Raw genomic sequence first — 21,439 nt, 5'->3', positions numbered from 1 at the left:
GTGATCGCGGCACAGGAAACTAAAAAGCGGCACTCCTTGATGAGCATCGCGATAAACCCAGCGATAGATCGTCTCAACGCTAACGCGCATTCTGATATTGTCCGGATTCCATCTTCAGCCGGGTTAGCGATGACATCCAGTGATCTTTCTGCTCGCATACTTGCTCAACGTAGCGCACCAGCGAGGTATAAGCGCGTCGTCGTTGGTGGCGTGGCCGCCTTCTACGTTGCAGCGCTCGTTGCTGGGCACGTTCACGCCAATATATCAAGCTTGAGGTAACGGTTCCATTGCGTTGGATCTCACGGCTGATGGTGATGTGATGCCGACCCAAGGGGGCGTGCAATTTCCCGCAGGCTGAGCTTGAACAACTTGAGATGATATATAACGTACCGCTCTTCTGAAATAAGCTGCACGTAGGGCATGAAGGGTCTCTCCTGAAGTGTGGATGGTTGTACTTCTCACACTACCAGACTTACTCTTCATGTCCGCCTAATATTTAAGCAGTGGTGCGGTTGAAATTAGAATCACCGTATACTTTACCAGCATGTCAAAAGCGCGAGCCGAAGGGATGAGCGATTCTGCTGGACATATCACGATGAGACATTGATCGATTTCGGGGAAAGCTACTTGCGCACTTCTTTGAGGTACTTCTCAAGAATCGTCGTGTTACTCGGATCCCTGGCCGTGGCTTTCGATCCGAACCATGGCTTAAGTACGGCTTTGACGAACGAAAATCCTTCGTCTGTGAGATCTCGAACAAGTACACGACGGATCAGCAACTTGCCGTTTTCGTCTATCGCCTGGCGCTTCTCCTTGAACATGCCATTGTCGCTGAGAAACTTGATAATGGCGGTGAATTGGCCTTCCGCCTGACTTCTTAACAAGCGATCTCGGCCATAGCACTTAAGTGTTTCATCAACATTCCAAATTTCGACATCCTCAATATCTTCCTTCTTCTCGCCACTTTTTTTTGCCATGACGCGTGCTCCTATGAACTTGCTATGAAAATTTTCCAGTAGCGATACGACGGCTCATCGTCTGCGCACCACTCTCGAAACGCGAGGAACCCGAATGAGCTTCCCAGTCTTTCGATCACGTATACATTGCCCCCCTGCTGCTCGGATGCGCTTCTCCTTGTTGAGCTGCTCTGCTTTGGGAGCATTCTTGCTCGTGACTTCGACAGTTCGCATAACGTTGCCCTTACTGATGTTGATGACCACGATATCTATGCGGCGCATTTCGCCTGTTAGAGGGTCTGTTACGCGCTCACCCTTTCCCGTGCACTTTCTCAAATAACATTCGCGCTGCACTCGGACCTGCCCTTTGCCTTTTCTGACGATTGAACGCGCCTCGGTTGCTTCGCGACGCGATCCATCGATCCTGTTCTGGTTGACGTCGAGGCCAAACGGATCGATCCATGAAAACACGTTCGGCGCGTATCGGTAGAAGTTCTCGCCGCCGAGCAGTCCGATCGGATCGGGGCTGATGAAGCGGCCGATGAGCAAGTCGTAATAGCGAAATCGGTTGTAGCAGAGCCCGGTCGCCAAATCGAAGTACTGGCCTTGCAGGCGCAACGGCTGATAGCCAAGTTGGGAGCCGTCGGCAATGCCTCCGCCCTCTCCTTGTGCATCTGGGTCTGTTTCCCCGTCCGCGACAGGGCCAAAAGCACCAAGCCGGGCGTGCCAGAGCACCGTCCCATATTCGTCGGTCAACGCAAACGGCGAGCCCGAGGGTTCGTTGTGAAGGTAAAAAAAGCGATACACAGGCGCAGAACTCACTTGGTCAGCGACGACGGCGGGCAAAAGTACAAAGCCAATGGGTTCATGGCTGCCGTCGTGATACACGAAGACGCGGCGGGCTTGGTCGTCCTCCTCCATCAGCAGTCGTTCGCCCTCCCATAGGAACGCCTTCTCACTGCCATTGGTGACCTTAGTAATGCGGCGCCCAAATGCATCGTAGGTGTATTGTTCGAGAGACGCGGTGCCGTTCCATTGTGCGCTGGCGCCTACCAGCTGGTGCAACGAGTTCCACTCGAGACGCACGCGGCCTTCCGCAGAACTTCTCTCTTTCAAGCGGCCAAAGCTATCATAGCTGGCGGACAGGGACCCGAACAAACGAACCATGTTGTCCGTTACCTTATCTCCAGGAGCGTTCACCGGGTTCGAGGCTCCGTCCCAATAAATGCTTCTTTCCTCCGTATGTGGGCCGCTTTCGGCGGTAACGTGCCGACTGGCGTCATAGTGGAACCGCCGGAGTTCCCGGCCCCACGGGGCGTTGCGTTCCACGGCCAAGAGGTCGCCATTGGGATCGTATTCGAAACTGGAGGTGATCAAGGGCTCCGCGACACCGTTGGTATCGACGGGCGAAACGAGAAGGGTGTCGATCCCCGTCAAACGCAGCGCATCGTCGTATCGGAACTTTGATATTAGCTTCTTATGCGTGACGGACCGATGTATGTGCTCAGCGTCGCGCTCGATATCACAATACGGAACTCTACCCACCGCGATCTGATGCAAGTGCCCGGAGCCATAACGCAGAAACGCCAGTTCCATGACGCCTGGAATCTGAGTGTGGACAACATTACCATTGGCGTCATACGCGCACTGAAAGCCGCTTGCTGCTCGTTGTATGGCCGCTGCGCTAGCCTGTTGCGGAACGTCAAGCCGGCGAAGCTCCTCTCGAAGGCGGCGGCCGGCGGAATCGTATTGAAAGGAAACGACCGAATCCCGGTTACTGCCGGCGACGAGTTGGCCAGCGGAATCGTATTCGAATGTCGTCCACTCACCGTCCGAGGTTGCCATTCTCGTCAGCCGGCCCACCGGATCGTAGCTGTAAGTAGTGCGGATGATCTCGCCGGTACGAGCTCTCTCTTCGGACCATTCAAGGATATCATCTACCGAATACCCAAAGGAGTGCTCGACGCCTTCAAAGGTCTTCATGCGAACGATGGAACCAACCCGGTCGTATTCGAAGGAATAGATGGCCCCGTTGGGGTTCTCAATCTGGAGCAGTTGACCGGTACTGTCTCGCGTGTATCGGGTATTTTGGCCGTTTGGCTCAATAGTCGCCGCCAACATTCCGTCGGGGCGCAGTTGGTAGGTAGTACGGCCTCCCATGGGTTCCACTTCGCAGGTCAGCCGGCCCAAGCTGTCGTACTCGTTGCGGGTAGTGGCACCGTCCGGGCTGGTCACGGCAATAAGGTCGCCCTCCGGCGAGTATGCATAACATGTCGTGTTGCCGAGGGCATCAATCTGCAAGATCATTTGTCCGTGCTCATCGTACTCGTAGCGCTGAGTGCTGCCGGTGCAGTCCGTCTCCTGCACAACGCGGCCCGTCTGGTCGTACTCAAACAACTGTCGCTTACCGAGGGCGTCCGTAATCGCAACCACAAGGCCCCGATCGTTATACTTGTATTGTGTCACGGTACCATCGCCGAGCATGTGCGTAATCAGGTTTCCGCGGTCATCGTACGAAAAGCGCTCCGTCCGCCCCAGAGGGTCAATCTCCGCCGTAGGAAGGAACTGAATCGGATGCCATTCGGTCTGAGTGACTTTGCCAGCTTCGTCCCAGGAACGGACAGGCAAACCGCGCTCGTTGAGCTCAGTGCGGGTGGCGGTACCGCTCGGTGCAACCGTGCCGATTAGGTGACCATCGGCGTCAAGCACTCGGCGGAAATGACCGCCCTTGCCATCGACGTAGCCTATCCAGTGACCGTCGGGGTCGGCACTATATATTTCCACGACGCCATCTTGGTCGGTGACGATCGTTTCTTGCTGTTGATAATCGAAGCGCTGTTCCCTCCCAGTGTTCGTCCACGACCTCAGCACCTTCCCTTCCGGAGTGTATTGCGTCCATTCGTAGAAGCACACCAACCCGCCCGGCTGGGTATGCCGCACCATGATGTGGTTTGTCCAGTTGAACTCCCGCGTCCGTCGGCCGCCCCTTGTGGTGACGGCCACCAGATCACCGTCGGTGTATTCGTATACGGCAACGACGCAGGGCGAGGTATCCGTCTGCGCGGTTCCGCGGGCTGACGAGCCTGCTTCTTTGCGGATCTTGAGGACGCGGGACAAGCGTTCGAGCTTCCACTCAAAGAGCAGCGCGTCTTCGCCTGAACCGTCGATGCGCTGGAGCGCACCTTGCGCGTCCCATATAAGAGAAATCGCGTTTTCGTTCGAGTCGGACATTCGCGTCAGTGGCAACACTCGTGGCGCATCATTGTGCTGTGGCAGGACAGTGAAGGTCAGCACAAGACTGTCAGACTGCTCTAGCTGATAGGTGTCCGAGGCTACCCGCGCCAGCGTGCACATGTCCTGACGGTGGAAGTAAGTCTCCCCAACCTCCATGGAGGGAAACGGAATCGAACGGCCCTCCCGGTCTACGAAGACCACGTGTCTCCGGTCGAGGATCAAGTGCATCTCCACTGGCGTTACCCAGCCCTGACCGAAGATCCCGACCCGGGCCAAATTGGACATATAGACCCGTTGCCATACGAGGTCCAGCGGTCCTTCGAGCACAAAATCGAGGTCACCGGGACCGTCCAGCAACTTGTTACCGCGCAATGGATTCACCGGATTGCCTGCCTGCGCGGCTGCCGCGCAGGCTTCGCACTTAGGTGCGCCCATTCCCATGGCTATGCTCGATACGTGAGGCATTGGCGGCGTATTGCCCGGCATCTTCGACATGTGGTTGTTGGTCGTGATGTCAAGATTTCTGGGAACGTTTTCACCCTCGAACTTCACGTCCATTGACCAAGCGTTAAAATACACCTTGCCCATATTCTTGCTCGTCACCACTCCCTTCTTCGGAGCGGAGCCAGCTTCGTCGCCCGAGCTCTTGCTGAAGTGGGATTTATTCTTGAGCATTACCTCCTGATTCGAGATTTTTACCGTCGTCGACCCTTCGGTGGTATCCGAAGCCATGCCGGTATTCGGATAGGGAATCGGCACGCCTGGCGGCGTGGCCGGTGTCAGCGGCGGCGTGAAACACACATCGGGCGTATTGCAGATAGTTTTCCCGCTCGACGCCTTGCTCGAGATCTCCATGTTATTGGCGAAGACGTTGTGGCTCACTGAAGCGTTCCATAGCAGAAGAAGGCAGCCGCCCGCTCCGTGCCGTCGCTGGAAAGGTGGCAAAGAATGCGCGACGCCCCAGAATATCCTTTGGCGCAGGCCACCGCAGCTATCACAACGGCGAGTGGCCCGGCAGCGGCGCCAACCTCCCCAACGCAGTCCGCCGGGTGCCAGAGCTCAGCTTCGGACCTCGGGTCCCGGATCAACCGAGACACAGCCAGCGCCGCTTCCTTGAAGTAATAATGCTCACCGGATAGCGCAGAGATCCGCAACTCAAAGTCCTGAGGCCGGCAATCAGCGTCGCGCGCGGCAGCCCGAATGGCTTCAACCAATCCGTCGGCGCGAAGCGGCAAGTCGGCGTCGATCGTCGCGCTTTCACTGGCGAATCCCAAGCCCTCGCATCGTAGCGCTACTCCGGGTTTTGGGCGACTGACAATTACAGCCGCCGCCGCTTCTCCGGGCAGGAATCCGTTGCTGTTCCTGCTCGTAAGCAGACGATGTCGGTTCTCGAAATTACTCAATGCTGGCCAGTTGACATAGCTGTCGACCCCGATGACGATTACGGCGTCGGCCTTGCCTTCATACAGCAGCGTGCGAGCACGCTGGAGACCGACAAATCCACCAACGCGTCCTGCGCTGATAGTGGATGAATGCGTTGAAAATTCGACTCCAAGCGTAGCCGCGATATCTTTGATAGCGAACTCCCCGAGTTCATCGCCCGTACTCGGCCGCGAGACCTCTGGCAAGCACAAGACCAAGGCGGCTCCCTTGATCGACTCGCGTTCGACACTCGCAAGGCACTCGTTGATTGCAGACGCCGCCATTTGAAGCAGCTTCGTGCGTGGGTTGGATGCATGCATTGGTACCACATGAGCCGTAATCCATTCTCCGCCCCAGTCGATGAAACGGGTGAACTGCGGATTGGACAGTCCCGCCCTGATGGCTGCGGCGGCCGTAGCTGTACTCAATCCGACACTGGTCACCAAGCCTGAGCTATCGATCTGTAACATCTTGTCCACACGCATTCCGTTTCGTTAGGCTACTAGGGAGGCCTGCGAGTGCCCAGCGGGCATCGCCAGCTTCACCGGACGGCCGGGCAGGGCGGCGTGGCGTCCGGCTACGACCTGGGCGATCTCGTGCATGCTCTTCTTGAGTGGCCGCGCCACGCGCCAAGTTATTGTGAATCGTTCCTCGCCCGGCTCGAACACGATGGTGTCTAGTGTCGCCGGGAGGTCCTCACGCCCGCCTCCCCTCGGGAACACATGCACTGGCGCCTCGAAGGAGGGAATTACGAAGTCGCGACGACCATCCGGCGTGAGATTGAGCAGCGTGACCTCCTGTCCGCCGACGGAACCCTTGATCTGCTGGTCGAGTGGCGCGGTCTGGTAGTACTGTTCGTCGAAATCCGAGGGCAGGAAGGGAAAGACGTTGTCGAGCCAGTTCTGATCGTAGGTGCCGGCATAGCGAAAGCGCGGCTCCCAGTTGCGACCGATCGGGCCGAGACTCATCGGTCGATACTCGCCATCCGCTTGCACGATGGGATGACCCGCCTCTTCGGTGTTGGGCAGCGGCGCACCATCCAGCCATTCGCGGCGAAGATGCATATGAAAGCCTCTGCCGACCGGATTTCGCATGAACGCGACGTGCTTCGCCGCGTCCTCATGCCGGTTGTCGACGCCACCGAACGCGCGATCGTACGAGATCGGCATCACTGTGAAGGGTTCGGGCTCACTCGCGCTCACGCCAGAGACACCGACGCGCCAGTGTCGATTGCCTACCACCGAGAAGGTCTTCGTCATGCTGCCTACCCGCAGCCCGACCAAGACACGTTTCTCCGGCCGACCGCCCGATCCGTGCGCGCTGCCGACCAGCAGGATGTCGCAGCGCTTCTTCCGCAGAGCGAAATCCACCTCGCAGACCGGCGCCGACAATCCCGGCTCTCCGGTGAATGTGTCGGCCATGATCAGAGGCAGCTGTTCCTCATGCAACCTCACATTCTCGCCGGGTTTTGGGAGGTGGAAGGTGCCCTTCACAACGACCACGAGCAACTCGCGGCCGGACGGCTCCATGGCCATCGTATAACCGGCACTCATGCGTGTCGCGTTGATAAGATCCATCGAGTACTTACGACTAATTTAGCTGGATCGAACCACCCTTGATGCGATTGACGCCGCTGGACCGGCTAAGCACGTAGTTCCCCTCAATCATCACCTTGCCGGCTTTGGTTAACGTGATGCTCGCCTTGCCGCAGCGTAGCACGAGTTGCTCCTTTGCAGTGAGGAGCATGCGCTCGCCATCCACATCGACTTCAACTTGACCGGGCTGCTGATCCGGTGACAACTCCTCGCCCTCTTGCAGCACACCCATAATAATCGGCCGCGATGGGTCGGCACCTTCAAACATGAGCACGACTTCACGCCCAATGTATGCCCCATGCAAATCCACTATAGTACGGGCGGCAAGTGCCCCAGTTCCAGGCTGCCCCGGATAGAGAATCAATGGCGTCAGGCCTTCGTTAGTCATACCGATCAATTCCCCGATTACAACACCGGCTTGAGCATCTTTCTTTAAACCGGCTTCCAATCTTTTGCTTGAGCCGGTTTCGCTCGGTGAACGTCGGCAATCGATGGAGGCCTCTTTCATTGCCGTCAACATCTCTTCCTCTTCGATAACGTCTCTGCTGCCCATTCTGTCCCTCCTCAGATAGAGGCTACATTTAATTCTGGAGAATCTTGGAGCCCTTCATCACGATATCGCTGTCAGCCTTGATGTTGATCTTGCCCGATCCATCCACTGTAATGTCCTTACCCTTGATCACAATCGTCCCGTCCTTCTTCATGCTGATGCTGGCGCTGCCGGTTTTGATGGTGACCGAATCCCCGGCATCAATCATGAGATTCTTTCCGATTTTGGCGCTATCGTCACCTTTGACGTCTGCGCTACGGTTGCCGTCAACCCCTAGAGAGTCATTACCCTTTACACTCTTCGAAGCATTTCCACCGACAGATTCGCTTTGATTCGCGCCCACATCTATGGATTGGTTCGCCCCGACATTCGTGCTCTGGTTCACCCCGATATTGTTACTCTGGTACGCACCTACATTAGTAGTCTGATACGCCCCGACCGCTATTGCCTGGAACCCCCCAATGCCCACTTCCTGCGCTCCGCCTACACCTATGGTCTCGTTTATGCCGACAAGGTGCGTTCGCTGCAAGGCAACGGAAGCCGTTTCGCTCGCGCCGACCGAGATGGTTCTATTCGAGCCAATAGTGATCGTTTCATTAGAACCCACGCTCTCGGTCCGGTTTACACCGATCGTGATCGTCTCGTTATTACCCACCGTCTCGGTACGGTCGTGCTTGATAAGACTGGTCTCATCGTTGTCGATGGTCTTGGCCCGGTCGTGACCTACCGTGTGCGTCTCGTCATTCTCGACACTGATGTCCTGGTTTTTTTCAGCGTGCAGGTAAACCTGTTCCGAGCCTTTCTTGTCCTCGAACCGAAGCTCGTTGGCATTAGCTCCGCTGCCCCCTTTGCTGGAGCGCGTGAGAATACCCGTCTGAGTCATATTCGCTGGCAACGCATAGGGTGGCATCTGCTCCGCATTGTAAACCCGGCCGGTGATGATCGGGCCATCTGGATCACCTTCGAGAAAATCGACAATCACTTCCTGGCCAATGCGCGGGATGGCAACCATGCCCCAGTTCTTGCCTGCCCAGGGATGCGATACCCGAATCCAGCAGGAGCTGTTTTCGTTTTTCTCCCCCTCCCGGTCCCAGTGGAATTGGACCTTCACCCTGCCGTACTTATCTGTGTAAATCTCGTCGCCTGACGGGCCGACAACCACGGCAGTCTGCGGACCTTGGACGAAGGGCTTAGGCGTAGTCCGGGCAGGTCGATATGCCTGGCGGCTGTTCAGCATGCTGAAGCTGCAATCGTATGATGTTCCGGTTTGCTCCATGGATTCATATTCGCTGTATTCCAACTGACTCTGCGTGGATACCACCAGATATTCACGGTTCTGGTCGGCGCGGGGCTGACCAGTCAGTTTTACGAGATAGCCGACGCTTAAGCCCCGGGCATTGGTCTGCCCTTGCGCCAGCTCGAATTGGGCGTGCAGTTCCTCGATGCGGGTCCGAACGTATTGCTCGCCCTCGTCCTTTTTCAGGTATTCCCCGGGGTAGTCGTAGAACTCGTAGTCGGCATTTGCATGCTCGCGCTTGAAATTGGTTTTGACCTGAAGATCGACGCTCGGCTTTTCTGCATCGTAGTCGTCGAGAACATAACGGCCGGGCTGTATCTGACGCTCAAAGCTCCAGGTGCTGATGCGCTCCTGCTCCGGGCGTGTCATCCGCTCCTGTGGAATATAGGGAAGCTGCTCGCATCCCGGTAGCGCCGAGTGCGCACTGTAGGAATCGGCCACAACCAGGGTGTTGCGGCCTTCCTGATATTTGAAATAATAATAAATACCCTCCTGCTCCATCAAGCGGCTGATGAAGTTGAAGTCCGTTTCCCGGTATTGCACGCAGTAATCCCAAGTTCGATAAGTCCCCGTGACCTCGAACTTGGTGTCCGAGAGCCCCGGATAATCGTTGAATATTTTCTTGAGGATGTCCGGCACGGTCTTCTGCTGAAAGATACGGCAATTCGCCCTGCGAGTAAGAAACCATACCCATGGGCGGACATTCGCCTGATATGCATGGTAGCGCCCTCGCATCCCTACCTGTGCAAAGCGGGTGACATAACCGTTGAAGTGCCTCAGGCTATTGTCCGCCAACTCAACCTTTACGGTGACATTCTTGCCTAGAATATCGTCCACATTGATATCGGCCTTGGTACTCAATGCATCAAGCTGAAACTGGCTCAGCCGGGACAATTCCTCGCGAACCTGCATGCGATGAAACAGCAGCACGTCCGCGCCGAGCGGAGTGATCAGCTCAAAAGTCCTGGCCATTCAATCTCCTGCCCCGCCGTGAACGTTCGTGATATTTTTTGTAGCATAAAGTTTGATGCTTTACCATCTTAATCCGTGTTGTTATTTCTTTTGGCGCCGATAACCACATTTCCGAGATCGGGCTAATCGGTTTTAACACACGCTCGGACGAATTCGACTTGCTGCCGGAAGCCCGCGAAGCGTCCGCCACGTTTATTATCGTGATTTCCCTCCCGCCAGCAGGCCCCTCTGAATACCTATTTCCAGCCATTTACGCTTCGCCTTGTTTGCGTGCGGTAACAACAACACCTTTCACTGGCTTGCCCCCCTCCATTCGTAACACCTCCGTTTCCATGCTCAAAACTGCAAATCTTGCCTCGGCCAGCGCTTGGCTCAAATACTTCTGGCTGTGTCTATACCTGCCATGGGGTTCTATTCGGTAGCCGCACCCTTCGGTTTCATCGGCAGCTTCCTCGACTGTAAATATCAGTAAACCCTCTTCTCTGAGCGCGCAGTAAGCTGCGACGAACGGGGCTGTCAGCGATCCGAAGTAGCATAAGGTATCCGCTGAAACAATCAGGTCATAGGTGAACGGGTGGTCATGCAGCCAGGCAGTCAGCTCGGCCTTTGTCAATTCATCGTATACGTTTCTGCTGCGCGCCTTGGCAATCATGCCCGATGATAAATCCACTCCCACCAAACGATGTACGTGCCGGGCTATCAGGGGGCCACATAGACCAGTGCCGCATCCGGCATCAAGAGCAACGAGACCTTTTTCGGGACCTCCGTAAGCGCGGGTCAATGCCTCCGCGACTAGCTCCGGGGCGCGGTAGCCCAGCTTGTCGAGCTTTGCATCAAAACTATCCGCAAAGTGATCGAAGGTGGATTCAACATATTCATCCGAGGCACGGACAGGCACATCCTGTCCTGTACATGCAGACAGCATGTGTCTCGCCACCGGGCTTTCCGGCTCATCCGCAAGCCACTGGCGATAGACCTCAGCTGCCTTCTCCGTTTGCCCCAGGGTGTAATAGGCGATGCCAAGCAACTTGCGAGAGTCGGGATGGCGGGGCATCAATGTGATTGCCTTGCAATACCACGCGACCGCTTCCCTGGTTCTGCCTTGGGCCGACAGTAGTTTGCCCATGTTGTTATGGGCGTCCACATGAGCGGGATTCAGTTCGATTGCTTTTTGATAAGCTGCGGCAGCTTCGGCAAACTTTCCCCTGGCCTTTGACAAAGTGCCGAGGTTATTGTGGGCATTGGCATGCTCAGGCGCCAGGGCGATCACTTTTTCATACGCATCGGTAGCTTCCGCGAGGCGGCCTGCCTCCACCAGGACATTTCCAAGGTTGTTGTAATAGTTGGGCTCGCCTGGGTTTAATGCGATGGATCGATCGATAAGTTCGACCGCGGCATTGCTATTGCCACGCTGATGCATGAGCACACCGAGAAAATGATGTGCATCCGCATAGTCTGGCGCGGCCTCAATAATTTTGCGATAGAGAATCTCCGCTTCGACCAAATGGCCACGACGGTGGATTTGCAAAGCAAGCGCCAGGGCATCGGGCAGGCTTAGCTCCGAAATTTGCTCCCGTTCGCCGTCGGCAGTGTTCTGGATTGATGGTTGCGCCATAATGGAGCCAATATTCAAAGCAGGGCCAGGGATGCTATTCTATTCGGCCAGTTTATCAATGTAGATACCGGGGATGGAATCCGGAATCTCAACAACATTTACAACCCGCCGATAGAACTCCGCCGAACCAGTTCCTCCTATGATGACATAGGCGTAACCCATAACTGCCATGGCGTGAAGACAGGACAGCAACAGGTTACGTCCGAGCCCTTGCCCACGTGACGGCTTCGCTACGCCAATGGGACCAAACATGCCACGGCTCGTGCTATCGTAACAAGCAAAACCCAGGATAGCGCCGCTTTGGGTTGCAATATGGCACGAGACTGGGCGGTTGCTGAACGCGACATCGCATTCGCTGGCCCATCCATTTCCGAAGTGCTTGCCAACCCAATTGACGATCTGATGCTTTTCGTAGGCCATCGCGCGGCGGAAGTTCACGCCTCCTCTTACCGAATCTTTCAGATTCGCTCGCACCTCGGGTAACTCATACAATTTCACGAGGAGGTCAGGCATCTGATGTCCGATGCGCCAAGGGATCATGATTGACTGAACCTGGCCACACTGAGTCTGAAATCACAGCAGGTTCTGCTGCCGCCATCGAAAGTCTTTACTCATGTGAAAGCGTCCAGAAATCTTTCTCCTCTGCCCCCGACTCGACGCAAAATATCGCCGCATTCTCGCGCTTCTTTGAAAGCCTTGCCTTGTCGCTCAGCAACAAAACCCCCTGCATGCTAGATGCACACCGATATCCCTGTTCCTGCCGGGATTTATAAGCTTTGCTTAAACGCATGTCGTCCGGTACCGGATCGCCAATCACGGCTAATGCAATCGCGCCTTGGGCACTTCGATATCGCCAGGCGACAGGATCTCCAATTTCTCCCACGGGCACACCGTCAGACGGTCCTTTTCTGTCAATGGGTTGGGGTGGAGGCCGCCGCCAGGTAAGGAGATAGCAGGGAGGGCGCAAGTCCAATTTGAGCGTCTCAATATTTTTGCCATCAATGCCATGAGTAAGCAAGCAGGCGTCGGCTTCGACCAGCAAGCTGATCTGATGCCTCCCCACCGTGTACTTGTACTCGGAAATTGGTAAAGATTGACCAGAACTCCTTTCTGCCTCTGCAACTAGCGCCTTGATCGCAGAGCCTTCAGTCATCTTGCCGCCGATTGCGTCGGTTTGGCATGCCGCGAGCAAAAACACAGTGAGTAAACTGCACCCAAGCGTTACATTTCCCAAAACCATATCTCCTGCGAACGCTGGAAGTAATCACGGCCTCCGTGAGCCATAACGCTACCATCCCAGAGATCTATATGATCTCCCTGGTTCCCCCTCCCCCAAAAGTTAATACACGCGACAATACCGCGATATCCTAGATAAGATTGATATGATGCCTGATGTCCTCGTCTGTCTTTACGTGAGATGTCTGCGTAATCGACAAAGGTAACATCATCGGAATCAAGCCACAGTTTCATCTGTTCAACCCGAAGAGGATGCTGGCGGCCGTGTCTACTCCAGCAAAAAACGCCTCGATAGGAGGCAAGGCTTATGCCAGAACGAGCGAAACTCAAACCTAAGCGGATCACGCACTGATTGCCGTGGTTACTTCTGCCGTTTGTGGAGCAAGGTTCTATCAGTGGTGGATCCTCATTAGCGGGATGATTGTTCCATAATTTATCAAAGAGTGTGTCAGACATATCAGGCCTCCCGTTTCAGAGTTAATCCTTCTGGCAGATTCTAATTCCAGCCACACCGCTGCTCAGACATTAAGCGACATGAAGATTATTCAACGGTGCAGTATTCTTTGTAGGTCATCCGGGATTAATACGCGCTACTGAGACATCAAAAATAAAAATATTTGTGGTCGTCCCAAGGAATCACTCAAACCCATACCCAAAATCCCCATCCTTCACGCTTACCTGAACCCTGCTTATCGGCTTGCCTTCAATCATGCGCCTGAGAAATTCCTCGCTTATCCGCGGCAGGACAGTATTGGTGAGAATGGCATCGATCATCCGCCCGCCGCTTTCCAGTTCGGTGCAGCGGCTGACGATGAGCTTGACTGTCTCGTCATCATATGAGAATGGAATTCTGTGGTTCTCCAGGATGCGTTTTTTGATCCGGCCGAGTTGCAGCCGGGCGATTATCCCGATCATTTCGTCAGATAATGGATAGTACGGAATCACTACCAGCCGCCCCAGTAGCGCGGGTGGAAACACTTTGAGCAGCGGTTCCCGCAGCGCCTTTCCCAAGGCATCCGCACTGGGCATCAACTCCGGGTCGCGGCACATGCTCATGATTAAATCAGTGCCGACATTGGTGGTAAGCAGAATAATGGTGTTCTTGAAATTGATGTGGCGTCCCTCGCCGTCTTCCATCCAGCCCTTGTCGAACACCTGGAAGAAGATTTCGTGTACGTCGGGGTGGGCTTTTTCAACTTCGTCCAGCAACACTACGCTATACGGGCGGCGCCGCACGGCTTCGGTCAGGACCCCTCCTTCGCCGTATCCGACGTAGCCCGGCGGCGCGCCTTTCAATGTTGAAACAGTGTGCGCTTCCTGGAATTCGCTCATGTTGATGGTAATGACGTTCTGCTCGCCGCCGTAAAGCGACTCGGCAAGCGCCAGCGCGGTTTCCGTTTTGCCCACGCCGGACGGCCCACAAAGCATGAACACGCCGATAGGCTTGTTGGGGTTGTCCAGCTTGGCGCGTGAAGTCTGGATACGGCGGGCGATTATATCCAGGGCATGGCGCTGGCCGATGATCCGCTGGTTCAAGGTATCGGCAAGCTTGAGCACGGCTTCCGCTTCGTTCTTCACCATGCGACCCACCGGTATGCCAGTCCAGTCAGCGACAACCGATGCCACCACCTGGGCGTCTACAGTGGGCATGATTAGAGGGCTCTCACCTTGGAGCGCATATAACTTTTCCTGGAGTTCATGCAGTTCCGCCAGCAGCTTCTTGCGGTCTTCCGGACTTAGCGGGGGTTCGGTTCCGGATGGAACCGCGGGTGTGGCGGAGTCCACCGTCCCGGCAGGCTCCGCGGTTGCATTTGGTTGCGGTGCAGGTTGCGATCCGGCTTGCGGGTTGTTCTGCAACTCGGCTTGCGATGCAGGTTGTGGCCTCTCGTTCGATGGGGATGCGGCGGGTGGATTGGTGCTGACTGTGCCTGTTGCCGAAGCGTCGGATACGCTCGTACTTGCGCCGATGCCCGGCGCTTTCACATCCACCGGCTTGCCCCCGGCACGCAATTTACCGCGCAGCTCCAGTATCTTGTCGACGAGTCCTTTTTCCTCTTGCCAGCGCGCCTCAAGAACGGTGAGGCGTTCTTTTTCCTCGGCTTGCTTTTGCTCCACATCCGCTCGCCTTCTACCAACATCGCAGCCGATCTCTTCTTCACGGCTGATGATTTCCAGCTCGGTCTGCAATGCCTCCAAACGGCGCTGGCAGTCTTCCACCTCGGCAGGAGTGGCATGCTGACTGATGGCCACGCGTGCGCAGGTCGTGTCAAGCAGGCTTACGGCCTTGTCCGGCAACTGGCGGGCAGGGATATAGCGGTGCGACAGCTTTACCACTGCTTCCAGTGCTTCATCCAGAAGTTGCACGCGGTGATGTTTTTCCAGTGTCGAGGCGACTCCACGAACCATGAGTATCGCTTTCTCTTCTGTCGGCTCGAGTATCTGCACGACCTGAAAGCGGCGGGTAAGCGCCGGATCTTTCTCGAAGTATTTCCGGTACTCAGCCCAGGTAGTGGCCCCAATGGTGCGCAGCGTGCCGCGCGCAAGCGCAGGTTTCAGCAGGTTGGCTGCATCGCCGGTACCCGCCGGGCCGCCTGCGCCAATCAAGGTATGCGCTTCATCGATGAAAAGAATGATGGGTTTGGGAGAAGCCTGTACCTCGTCGATAACCTGCCGCAAACGATTTTCAAATTCACCCTTCATGCTCGCGCCTGCTTGCAAAAGGCCGATATCCAGCATGAGCAGAGAGACATCTTTCAGTGGCGGCGGCACGTCGCCCTTCGCGATGCGGAGCGCGAAGCCCTCCACTACGGCCGTCTTTCCTACCCCGGCCTCACCGGTCAGGATGGGGTTATTCTGACGCCGCCGCATTAAAATATCGACGATCTGGCGGATTTCCTCGTCGCGGCCGGTTACCGGGTCGATCTCGCCTTTGCGCGCTCTGGCGATCAGGTCCACTGAAAACTTTTTCAGCGCTTCTTGCTTGCCCATCTGGGCCGGCGCCATGGCGCCGCTCGCCTCCCCCGGCGCGGCGCCCGGGCTATCGGTTGAGCCTAAATGTTCCTCCGGTGAACCGGCAACGATTTCGGCAAATTCTTCGGTCAGTGTATCCAGCCGGATGCGCTCGAACTGGCGAGAAATATGGAACAAGGCATTGCGCAAGCTGGGGGCTTTAAGCATGCCAACCAGAAGATGACCGGTCCTCACCTGCCCTTCGCCGAACATTAGTGTGCCATAGACCCACCCACGTTCCACCGCATGCCCGATAAGCTCCGACAAATCGGTGATCGATGTCGCGCCCCGAGGCAACCTGTCAAGCGCATCGGTTAAATCCTTGGCAAACCGGGAATTATCAACTTCGAAATGCTTGAAGATACGATGCAGGTCGGAGTCTTGATTGGCGAGAATTTGTTGTAGCCAATGCTCCAGTTCGACATAAGGGTTTCCGCGCAGCTTGCAGAAAACCGTAGCACTGTCGATTGCCTTATAGGCCAAACTGTTCAGCTTGCGGAAAAGCGCAACACGGCTGATTTCGCTCATACTGCTTCCTTCCTTTTTGTTTATTTATTTAGCCGGCCATGACACCGAAGCCGGTCATTAAAGCCTCGTTAGATTCCGCTTTCGCAAGAATACCAATGTTTTTGATTCATGCTTTTCTATTCAGTCGGGGCGGCCGGTAACCCCGGGTCCTGTGGAAGTCAGCCGCTCCGCATCCAGCGTCAAATCGGTTGCGTCGGTTGCGGTCGGACGCGTCCCCAGCCATGTTGTCCAGCCCAGCCGTCCGAATTGGCCCAGACGAACCTTCGGCACCTCATGGCGAGCGAGCACAAGCCGCGCATCCCACTCGAATTCAAAACAGAAATATTGCCGTACCCAAGCCACAAGCCGGTCAATTGCCTTGCCCCCGGGGAGAAAGCTCTCGTATTGACTTAACGTAAGAGGTCCAAGCCAGATTCTGAATTTATGCTGCGCATCCCAGACTCTGGCCCCCAGCACCGTGCCACACCCTAACTGCGCACCCGGCTCTCCCGCAACAAGACGCGTGCGCTCGCGCGGGGGCAACGGCATCCAATGGCCAACAAACTGCTCCACCTGGACCGGCACGTGAAAATAAGATGTCAACAGCGCAACGAGACCGTCGCGGTTGCGTACCTGGCGGCCGAGCAGGCCAGCGAAGAAGAGTTTGGCAAAATCGCCTATGTCATCACGTCCGCGGAGCTTGTCCCCGGCCATGCCTTCAAGCGCGCCGACGTAGACCGTAAACCGGTCCTCACGTGGCCTGTCCAGGCTAACAGCGGGACGCGCTTGCGCCCATGCTCTATAAAAGAAGAGAAGAAAACGATGGTTGAACATATCGAGAAAACGCACGAAAGTAGCATCTCCCGCGTTGATCAGCCGCCCACGCCCGTACTCCGTAAGGTGCAGCGGGAGGGGGCCATTGGGTCCAAGAAGACCAAAAAACCTGACTTCGATGCGCCCCGGCTTACCTTCCGCAGGCGGATTGCACGCAGAAAGTGTGGAAGGCGCAAACGTCATTGAAGGCTCCTGGGCAAGCCGCAACGGCTCGTCTATGGGGCGCATGCCTCTACCCAGCCTGGGCTTGTCCGGATGCAGGCATTCCATGCGTCGCAGCGCCTGGAAAAAATCGAAGCTGAAAGGTTTGTCTTCCAGCGCCCTGAAATAACTCAAAGGATCGGGCGCGTTCCGCATCGCGGCCTCCAACGCATGATTTCGCCTCGTTCGCTTGAGGAAAGCACAGTCTCCGTGAAGGAGTTCAGTGAAACGTACCGCGCGAAAAACTGTTCCATTACGCTGCCGAAAAGAAACGCGCTATTACCCTGAAAGGCGAGTTCTTCGAGCTGAAGCACAATTTCCAGTCCGCGGCCATGGGTTATAAGGCCCGGGCTCGGCAGGCGTCCTATGATGGGCCTCACAGATAGCTTCCGGACCCCCTCTATCTGCTTTTTTACGCCGGCGTCGGTAGTCATCGCATACAGCTCCAGCATTTCCCGCAAGGCTGCGGCCCCTTCGTGTTCGCTGTTATCCATGAGGGATAAATAGTTGAGCGACAGGTGGCTCACGAATTGCCAGGCAAGCGCTCCCGTCCATAGAGGCGAATAAGGCCGGGAGGGTCCTTTAACGCAACGAATCGCTTCAAGCGGCGCCGCGGTATCAAGGGTAAAATCCGTCTTCCCCAAACCCAAGGGCATCTGTAGCACAAGGTCGCGATTGGTGCATAAGGTGGTGATTGCCAGTTGTCTGAGATCGCTGGAGTACGGCGCCTCTTCGGGATCAACCAGCGAAAGAAAAACTTCGCTGCCGATATAGCTGGAGCGTGTCCCGACGCGTTTTTGCGCTACCGATAAAAGACGCGGCTCACGCTGCAGGGTGAAATAGCCCTGCTTGCCAACTGATTCGGTATGGTAGGCCGCGTAAAATGGCAGGAAAGGACGTTCGCTGTCGCTGCCCACGCCATAGCCTGTCACGCTGGTCACTTCAAAAACCTCGAAATCCATGGGCCGTGTCCGGTCGGGAACAACATGGTATTCAAAGGTATTGTCGGTAAGGTGAACACGGTCCGCACGCTTGTTAAACAGATTGATCGCAGGCGCGCAAAAAAGAGAGAAATTGGCGCGGTCGACAATGTTTTCCAAAACTGTTTCGCCGCGTGAAAACAGCAGAACAATCTCCAATTCGTCGCCTGCGTGCTTTCGCACCGCGGGTCCCAAACCCTCGATGTCGAGAAATAAGAAGCGCTGCGGAAACGCAAAATATTCCTGCAAGAGCCGATATCCTTGAAAACTGCGCAGGTTGACCGGCAAAAGCGCATGCTCATCGCTATAGCCCACCGGCTGGATGTTGCGCGCAGGCAGAAACTGGTGCCAGGGCCAGGGCTCCATGGCTGGGGCGACCGCTATACCCAGCGGCGCGCCAAGGCACAGTTCGTGCAGTTTGTAGGCTACCTCGTCACTACCCGACAGGAATAACCGCAGCTGGTCCAGGCTGAGCTCGTTGAACTTCAACCCTGCGGTCGTTTTGATTCTGAGCCGCACTCCCCCCTTGATGGGTTGCGACAGCGGCAATTTATTGAGTGGCAGATCGGGCGCGAAAGTAAAGTATTCCGCACGGGTGATTTCCAGCGGCCAGAGGGCAGTATCCTGTGCAAGGCGGAATTCGCAGGCAGTCGCATCGTTTTTGCCCGGCTGACTATGCATCGAACTGCCGCGGGGAATGGTGAATCCCTGTGCGAGATTGGTTTCGGAAAGCAACGGTTGGAACCGGGCGATCAGCATCGCCGGTGTTGGCGCCAAATAGTTGGGGTAGACAATTTCCAGCAAACGCTGAGTGAAGCGCGGAAATTCCGCATCCAGCTTGAGCTGCACCCGGGCGGCAAGGAATGCAACGCCTTCCATCAGCCTCTCTACATAGGGGTCGGCAACCTCTATACCCTCCATGCCCAGGCGACCGGCGATCTTCGGGAACTGCTGGGCGAATTCAGCCCCCATTTCACGCAGGTAGGCGAGTTCCTGGTTGTAGTGAAGCAGCAGGCGGGGATCCATTTACATGCGCTCGCGCTAACCGAGTTGTAAGATTATGTTCCGAACCTCAAGCAAGATCACACGCTTGATTACCAGGCGCAGTTGCTGCAGTGAAGAACCCTTAGCTATCCCCATCGCGCCAGATCGCGGATTTCCACCTGTCCGGTTTCCAGATCCACGTCGGTCCGCAGCAGCAGCTCCAGCGGTACAGGGTAGGCCCAAAGCTCGCCCCTGATCTGCACACTGATTACATTATGACGATCAAGCTGCAAGTCGGTAACCAAAGCTTCAACCTGCAGGCTGGAAGGCGCGATACGAGGTTCGAAGTCGATGATTGCCTGCTTTATCGAACGTTCCAGTTCAATAATATCCAGCGTGGAAGCCGTTTCGCCGGAGAGTGCCGGAAGGCCGAAGTTGATAACGGAGCGCTCCGCAAAATCGAATCCGATGAAATCCTCATGGCTGTCAAGCTTGGTCGTATTGAACAACCATGCCAAATCACGGAGCACTGCCTCCCTTAATTGAGCCTTGTTCATAACCCGCGCTTCGCGCGGTTCCAGCTTCTTTTCCGGTTCGTTATCAGCAAGGCGGTCCAGCAGCGCAGGTTGCAGCCGTTCCTGCGGAACCGGGTCGGTCATGATTAATCGGCAACCGAATTGGCGGACGCGGCACCGGCGTCTGGGCCGAGCATGATCTGCCGGACATCCATGAGAGGAACCTCACCATTATCCGAAGCGAACACTCGCTGGCCCAAACCGTGGTAAACATCCGGTGCGGCTTCGAGCCAGATGGTTTTGCGTGCCAGTAGAAGTTGTCCATCATCGCTTTTTTCGGAATCGGGATATCGGGTCGGAATCAGAGCAACGCTTTCGCCACCGTTATCAAACTGAAAATGCGCCGGCATCCAGACCACATCCCGAAGATCTTCCGGAGCATCGATCGTTACGGCGCGAAGGCGGGAAAACGGCACCCAGTAATAGCGGCCATTGATAATAGCTTCGCATACTGGCCCTAAACGGCTGTCCGCATCGGCGATCCAGCCGAACGGCTGACCATCGATAATGCCGCTGGTTGCGTCCGCCTCGTCAAATGCCGTTACGCGCAACGCGTCGGCTTCGCGATGCTTCCCCTGTCCAACGAGCAGCAGTGACTCGATCAGCAGCGCCAGCCACTGGTCCGGTTGACCGAAAACCATGGGCGACTTTTTTCCTTCGAACACCTGCGCACGCAGTACCTCGCAATGCAACGCCTCGCGATACATCTGTGCCATCGCCAAAGCTATGGGGTCGAGCTCGGCCGCTACGTTCAACTGATTGAGCGCACGCTCCCACTGCCCCAGCACGGAAAGAAGCTGGAACAGAAAGATTCGCAACTTCGCGTCGTCAGGCGTGGCGCGAACCGCTTCCTGAAGCCTTGGCAAGGCCCGGGCGGGATCTCCATCACGCAGGCATTGCTCGGCAGCACTCGCGATGCTCATGGCGATTCCTCCATTGGAATAAGAGCTTCAGGATATCTCGGCGTCGAATAGCATGCTTCCCTGGGGAAGGCCCTCCGGCCCCTGCGGAATGTATTCCACGCTAATCTTCTGAAAGGCCAGGCTGAGCCTTTCAGAAAGGTAGCCGGTCGATGTAAAGCTGGCAGTATCGACATCAAGCGCGGTTATGCGGCCATTTTCGATAGTGATTTTGAAGAACTCGTGCGGGGTCCCTCCAGATTTGCGTACGGTGAGCACCGCTTTCTTTATCAGATCGTTATTACGCATTGCCGCCATCAAGCCTGTTGATGCGCTATCCACTTGCTTGACGATGTTCAACTCGCTCAGGGTAGCCTTTGGACTTGTACCGCCACCGCTTAATGCGGTCTTCGCCTGCATGCCCCATGACCAATCCCGCACATCGATCTCATCCTTGTGGTCCTCATCCTGCGCTTCACCCTTGATGGGGCCCTGACGAGCACCATCTACCATAAGAAACATATCTCCGAGGGCCATGGCCATTCATCGATCAAAGGATTTAATCAAAGCGGC

The 21,439-nt window shown here is 56.0% G+C and carries 16 protein-coding genes; all 16 read right to left on the bottom strand.

Annotated elements, in window-relative coordinates:
- Positions 1-623: 623 nt before the first annotated feature.
- On the bottom strand, positions 624-977 hold the full coding sequence (locus tag BMZ14_RS09855; protein ID WP_074797111.1) for a hypothetical protein: 354 nt from the start codon (positions 975-977) through the stop codon (positions 624-626).
- A 54-nt stretch (positions 978-1,031) separates the two neighbouring features.
- Entirely contained in the window at positions 1,032-5,072 is a 4,041-nt protein-coding gene (locus BMZ14_RS09850) for a PAAR-like domain-containing protein (RefSeq protein WP_074797110.1), read from the bottom strand.
- On the bottom strand, positions 5,069-6,082 hold the full coding sequence (locus tag BMZ14_RS09845; RefSeq protein ID WP_256208564.1) for a beta-ketoacyl synthase N-terminal-like domain-containing protein: 1,014 nt from the start codon (positions 6,080-6,082) through the stop codon (positions 5,069-5,071). Before BMZ14_RS09845 ends, BMZ14_RS09850 begins: the two co-directional genes overlap by 4 nt.
- A gap of 24 nt (positions 6,083-6,106) precedes the next feature.
- On the bottom strand, positions 6,107-7,189 hold the full coding sequence (locus tag BMZ14_RS09840) for a DUF2169 family type VI secretion system accessory protein (protein WP_074797108.1): 1,083 nt from the start codon (positions 7,187-7,189) through the stop codon (positions 6,107-6,109).
- A gap of 13 nt (positions 7,190-7,202) precedes the next feature.
- Entirely contained in the window at positions 7,203-7,760 is a 558-nt protein-coding gene (locus tag BMZ14_RS09835) for a DUF6484 domain-containing protein (protein ID WP_218145013.1), read from the bottom strand.
- Positions 7,761-7,788: 28 nt separating this feature from the next.
- Positions 7,789-10,026: a type VI secretion system Vgr family protein gene (locus BMZ14_RS09830; protein ID WP_074797107.1), complete on the bottom strand. Its 2,238-nt coding sequence runs from the start codon at positions 10,024-10,026 to the stop codon at positions 7,789-7,791.
- Positions 10,027-10,276: 250 nt separating this feature from the next.
- Positions 10,277-11,641, bottom strand: a complete 1,365-nt coding sequence (locus BMZ14_RS09820; protein WP_074797105.1) for a tetratricopeptide repeat protein — start codon at positions 11,639-11,641, stop codon at positions 10,277-10,279.
- 39 nt (positions 11,642-11,680) lie between these two features.
- Positions 11,681-12,181 (bottom strand): GNAT family N-acetyltransferase, encoded by a 501-nt coding sequence (locus BMZ14_RS09815; protein ID WP_218145012.1) that lies wholly within the window; start codon positions 12,179-12,181, stop codon positions 11,681-11,683.
- A gap of 67 nt (positions 12,182-12,248) precedes the next feature.
- Positions 12,249-12,875: a hypothetical protein gene (locus tag BMZ14_RS09810; protein WP_177186958.1), complete on the bottom strand. Its 627-nt coding sequence runs from the start codon at positions 12,873-12,875 to the stop codon at positions 12,249-12,251.
- A complete protein-coding gene (locus BMZ14_RS15630; protein ID WP_074797103.1) occupies positions 12,863-13,333 on the bottom strand; it encodes a T6SS effector amidase Tae4 family protein in 471 nt (156 codons plus the stop codon). The genes BMZ14_RS09810 and BMZ14_RS15630 overlap by 13 nt, the downstream gene beginning before the upstream one ends.
- A gap of 180 nt (positions 13,334-13,513) precedes the next feature.
- Entirely contained in the window at positions 13,514-16,414 is a 2,901-nt protein-coding gene (tssH, locus tag BMZ14_RS09800; RefSeq protein ID WP_074797102.1) for a type VI secretion system ATPase TssH, read from the bottom strand.
- Positions 16,415-16,534: 120 nt separating this feature from the next.
- Positions 16,535-17,584, bottom strand: coding sequence for a type VI secretion system baseplate subunit TssG (gene tssG / locus BMZ14_RS09795; RefSeq protein WP_074797101.1), 1,050 nt, complete (start codon positions 17,582-17,584; stop codon positions 16,535-16,537).
- The gene (tssF, locus tag BMZ14_RS09790) at positions 17,560-19,434 is read right to left on the bottom strand and encodes a type VI secretion system baseplate subunit TssF (protein ID WP_074797100.1); all 1,875 of its coding nucleotides are present in this window, start codon (positions 19,432-19,434) and stop codon (positions 17,560-17,562) included. Before tssF ends, tssG begins: the two co-directional genes overlap by 25 nt.
- 104 nt (positions 19,435-19,538) lie before the next feature.
- The gene (gene tssE / locus BMZ14_RS09785) at positions 19,539-20,051 is read right to left on the bottom strand and encodes a type VI secretion system baseplate subunit TssE (RefSeq protein ID WP_074797099.1); all 513 of its coding nucleotides are present in this window, start codon (positions 20,049-20,051) and stop codon (positions 19,539-19,541) included.
- A 2-nt stretch (positions 20,052-20,053) separates the two neighbouring features.
- A complete protein-coding gene (locus BMZ14_RS09780; RefSeq protein WP_177186957.1) occupies positions 20,054-20,890 on the bottom strand; it encodes a type VI secretion system accessory protein TagJ in 837 nt (278 codons plus the stop codon).
- Between the two features lie 27 nt (positions 20,891-20,917).
- On the bottom strand, positions 20,918-21,403 hold the full coding sequence (locus BMZ14_RS09775; protein WP_074797286.1) for an Hcp family type VI secretion system effector: 486 nt from the start codon (positions 21,401-21,403) through the stop codon (positions 20,918-20,920).
- Positions 21,404-21,439 lie beyond the last annotated feature (36 nt).

It is taken from the genome of Nitrosospira briensis, assembly GCF_900115125.1.
Classification (GTDB): Bacteria; Pseudomonadota; Gammaproteobacteria; order Burkholderiales; family Nitrosomonadaceae; genus Nitrosospira; species Nitrosospira briensis_A.
Note: the sequence above shows the minus strand (reverse complement) of the source record. Positions and strands in the feature narration are given on the sequence as shown.

Excerpts from the sequence above, each read along its gene's own strand:
- BMZ14_RS09855 (WP_074797111.1), bottom strand. The coding sequence starts at position 977 with ATGGCAAAAAAAAGTGGCGAGAAGAAGGAAGATATTGAGGATGTCGAA.
- BMZ14_RS09815 (WP_218145012.1), bottom strand. The coding sequence starts at position 12,181 with ATGATCCCTTGGCGCATCGGACATCAGATGCCTGACCTCCTCGTGAAA.
- BMZ14_RS09820 (WP_074797105.1), bottom strand. The coding sequence starts at position 11,641 with ATGGCGCAACCATCAATCCAGAACACTGCCGACGGCGAACGGGAGCAA.
- BMZ14_RS09775 (WP_074797286.1), bottom strand. The coding sequence starts at position 21,403 with ATGGCCCTCGGAGATATGTTTCTTATGGTAGATGGTGCTCGTCAGGGC.
- BMZ14_RS09840 (WP_074797108.1), bottom strand. The coding sequence starts at position 7,189 with ATGGATCTTATCAACGCGACACGCATGAGTGCCGGTTATACGATGGCC.
- tssE (WP_074797099.1), bottom strand. The coding sequence starts at position 20,051 with ATGACCGACCCGGTTCCGCAGGAACGGCTGCAACCTGCGCTGCTGGAC.
- tssH (WP_074797102.1), bottom strand. The coding sequence starts at position 16,414 with ATGAGCGAAATCAGCCGTGTTGCGCTTTTCCGCAAGCTGAACAGTTTG.
- BMZ14_RS09780 (WP_177186957.1), bottom strand. The coding sequence starts at position 20,890 with ATGAGCATCGCGAGTGCTGCCGAGCAATGCCTGCGTGATGGAGATCCC.
- tssF (WP_074797100.1), bottom strand. The coding sequence starts at position 19,434 with ATGGATCCCCGCCTGCTGCTTCACTACAACCAGGAACTCGCCTACCTG.
- BMZ14_RS09835 (WP_218145013.1), bottom strand. The coding sequence starts at position 7,760 with ATGGGCAGCAGAGACGTTATCGAAGAGGAAGAGATGTTGACGGCAATG.
- tssG (WP_074797101.1), bottom strand. The coding sequence starts at position 17,584 with ATGCGGAACGCGCCCGATCCTTTGAGTTATTTCAGGGCGCTGGAAGAC.
- BMZ14_RS09845 (WP_256208564.1), bottom strand. The coding sequence starts at position 6,082 with ATGTTACAGATCGATAGCTCAGGCTTGGTGACCAGTGTCGGATTGAGT.
- BMZ14_RS15630 (WP_074797103.1), bottom strand. The coding sequence starts at position 13,333 with ATGTCTGACACACTCTTTGATAAATTATGGAACAATCATCCCGCTAAT.
- BMZ14_RS09830 (WP_074797107.1), bottom strand. The coding sequence starts at position 10,026 with ATGGCCAGGACTTTTGAGCTGATCACTCCGCTCGGCGCGGACGTGCTG.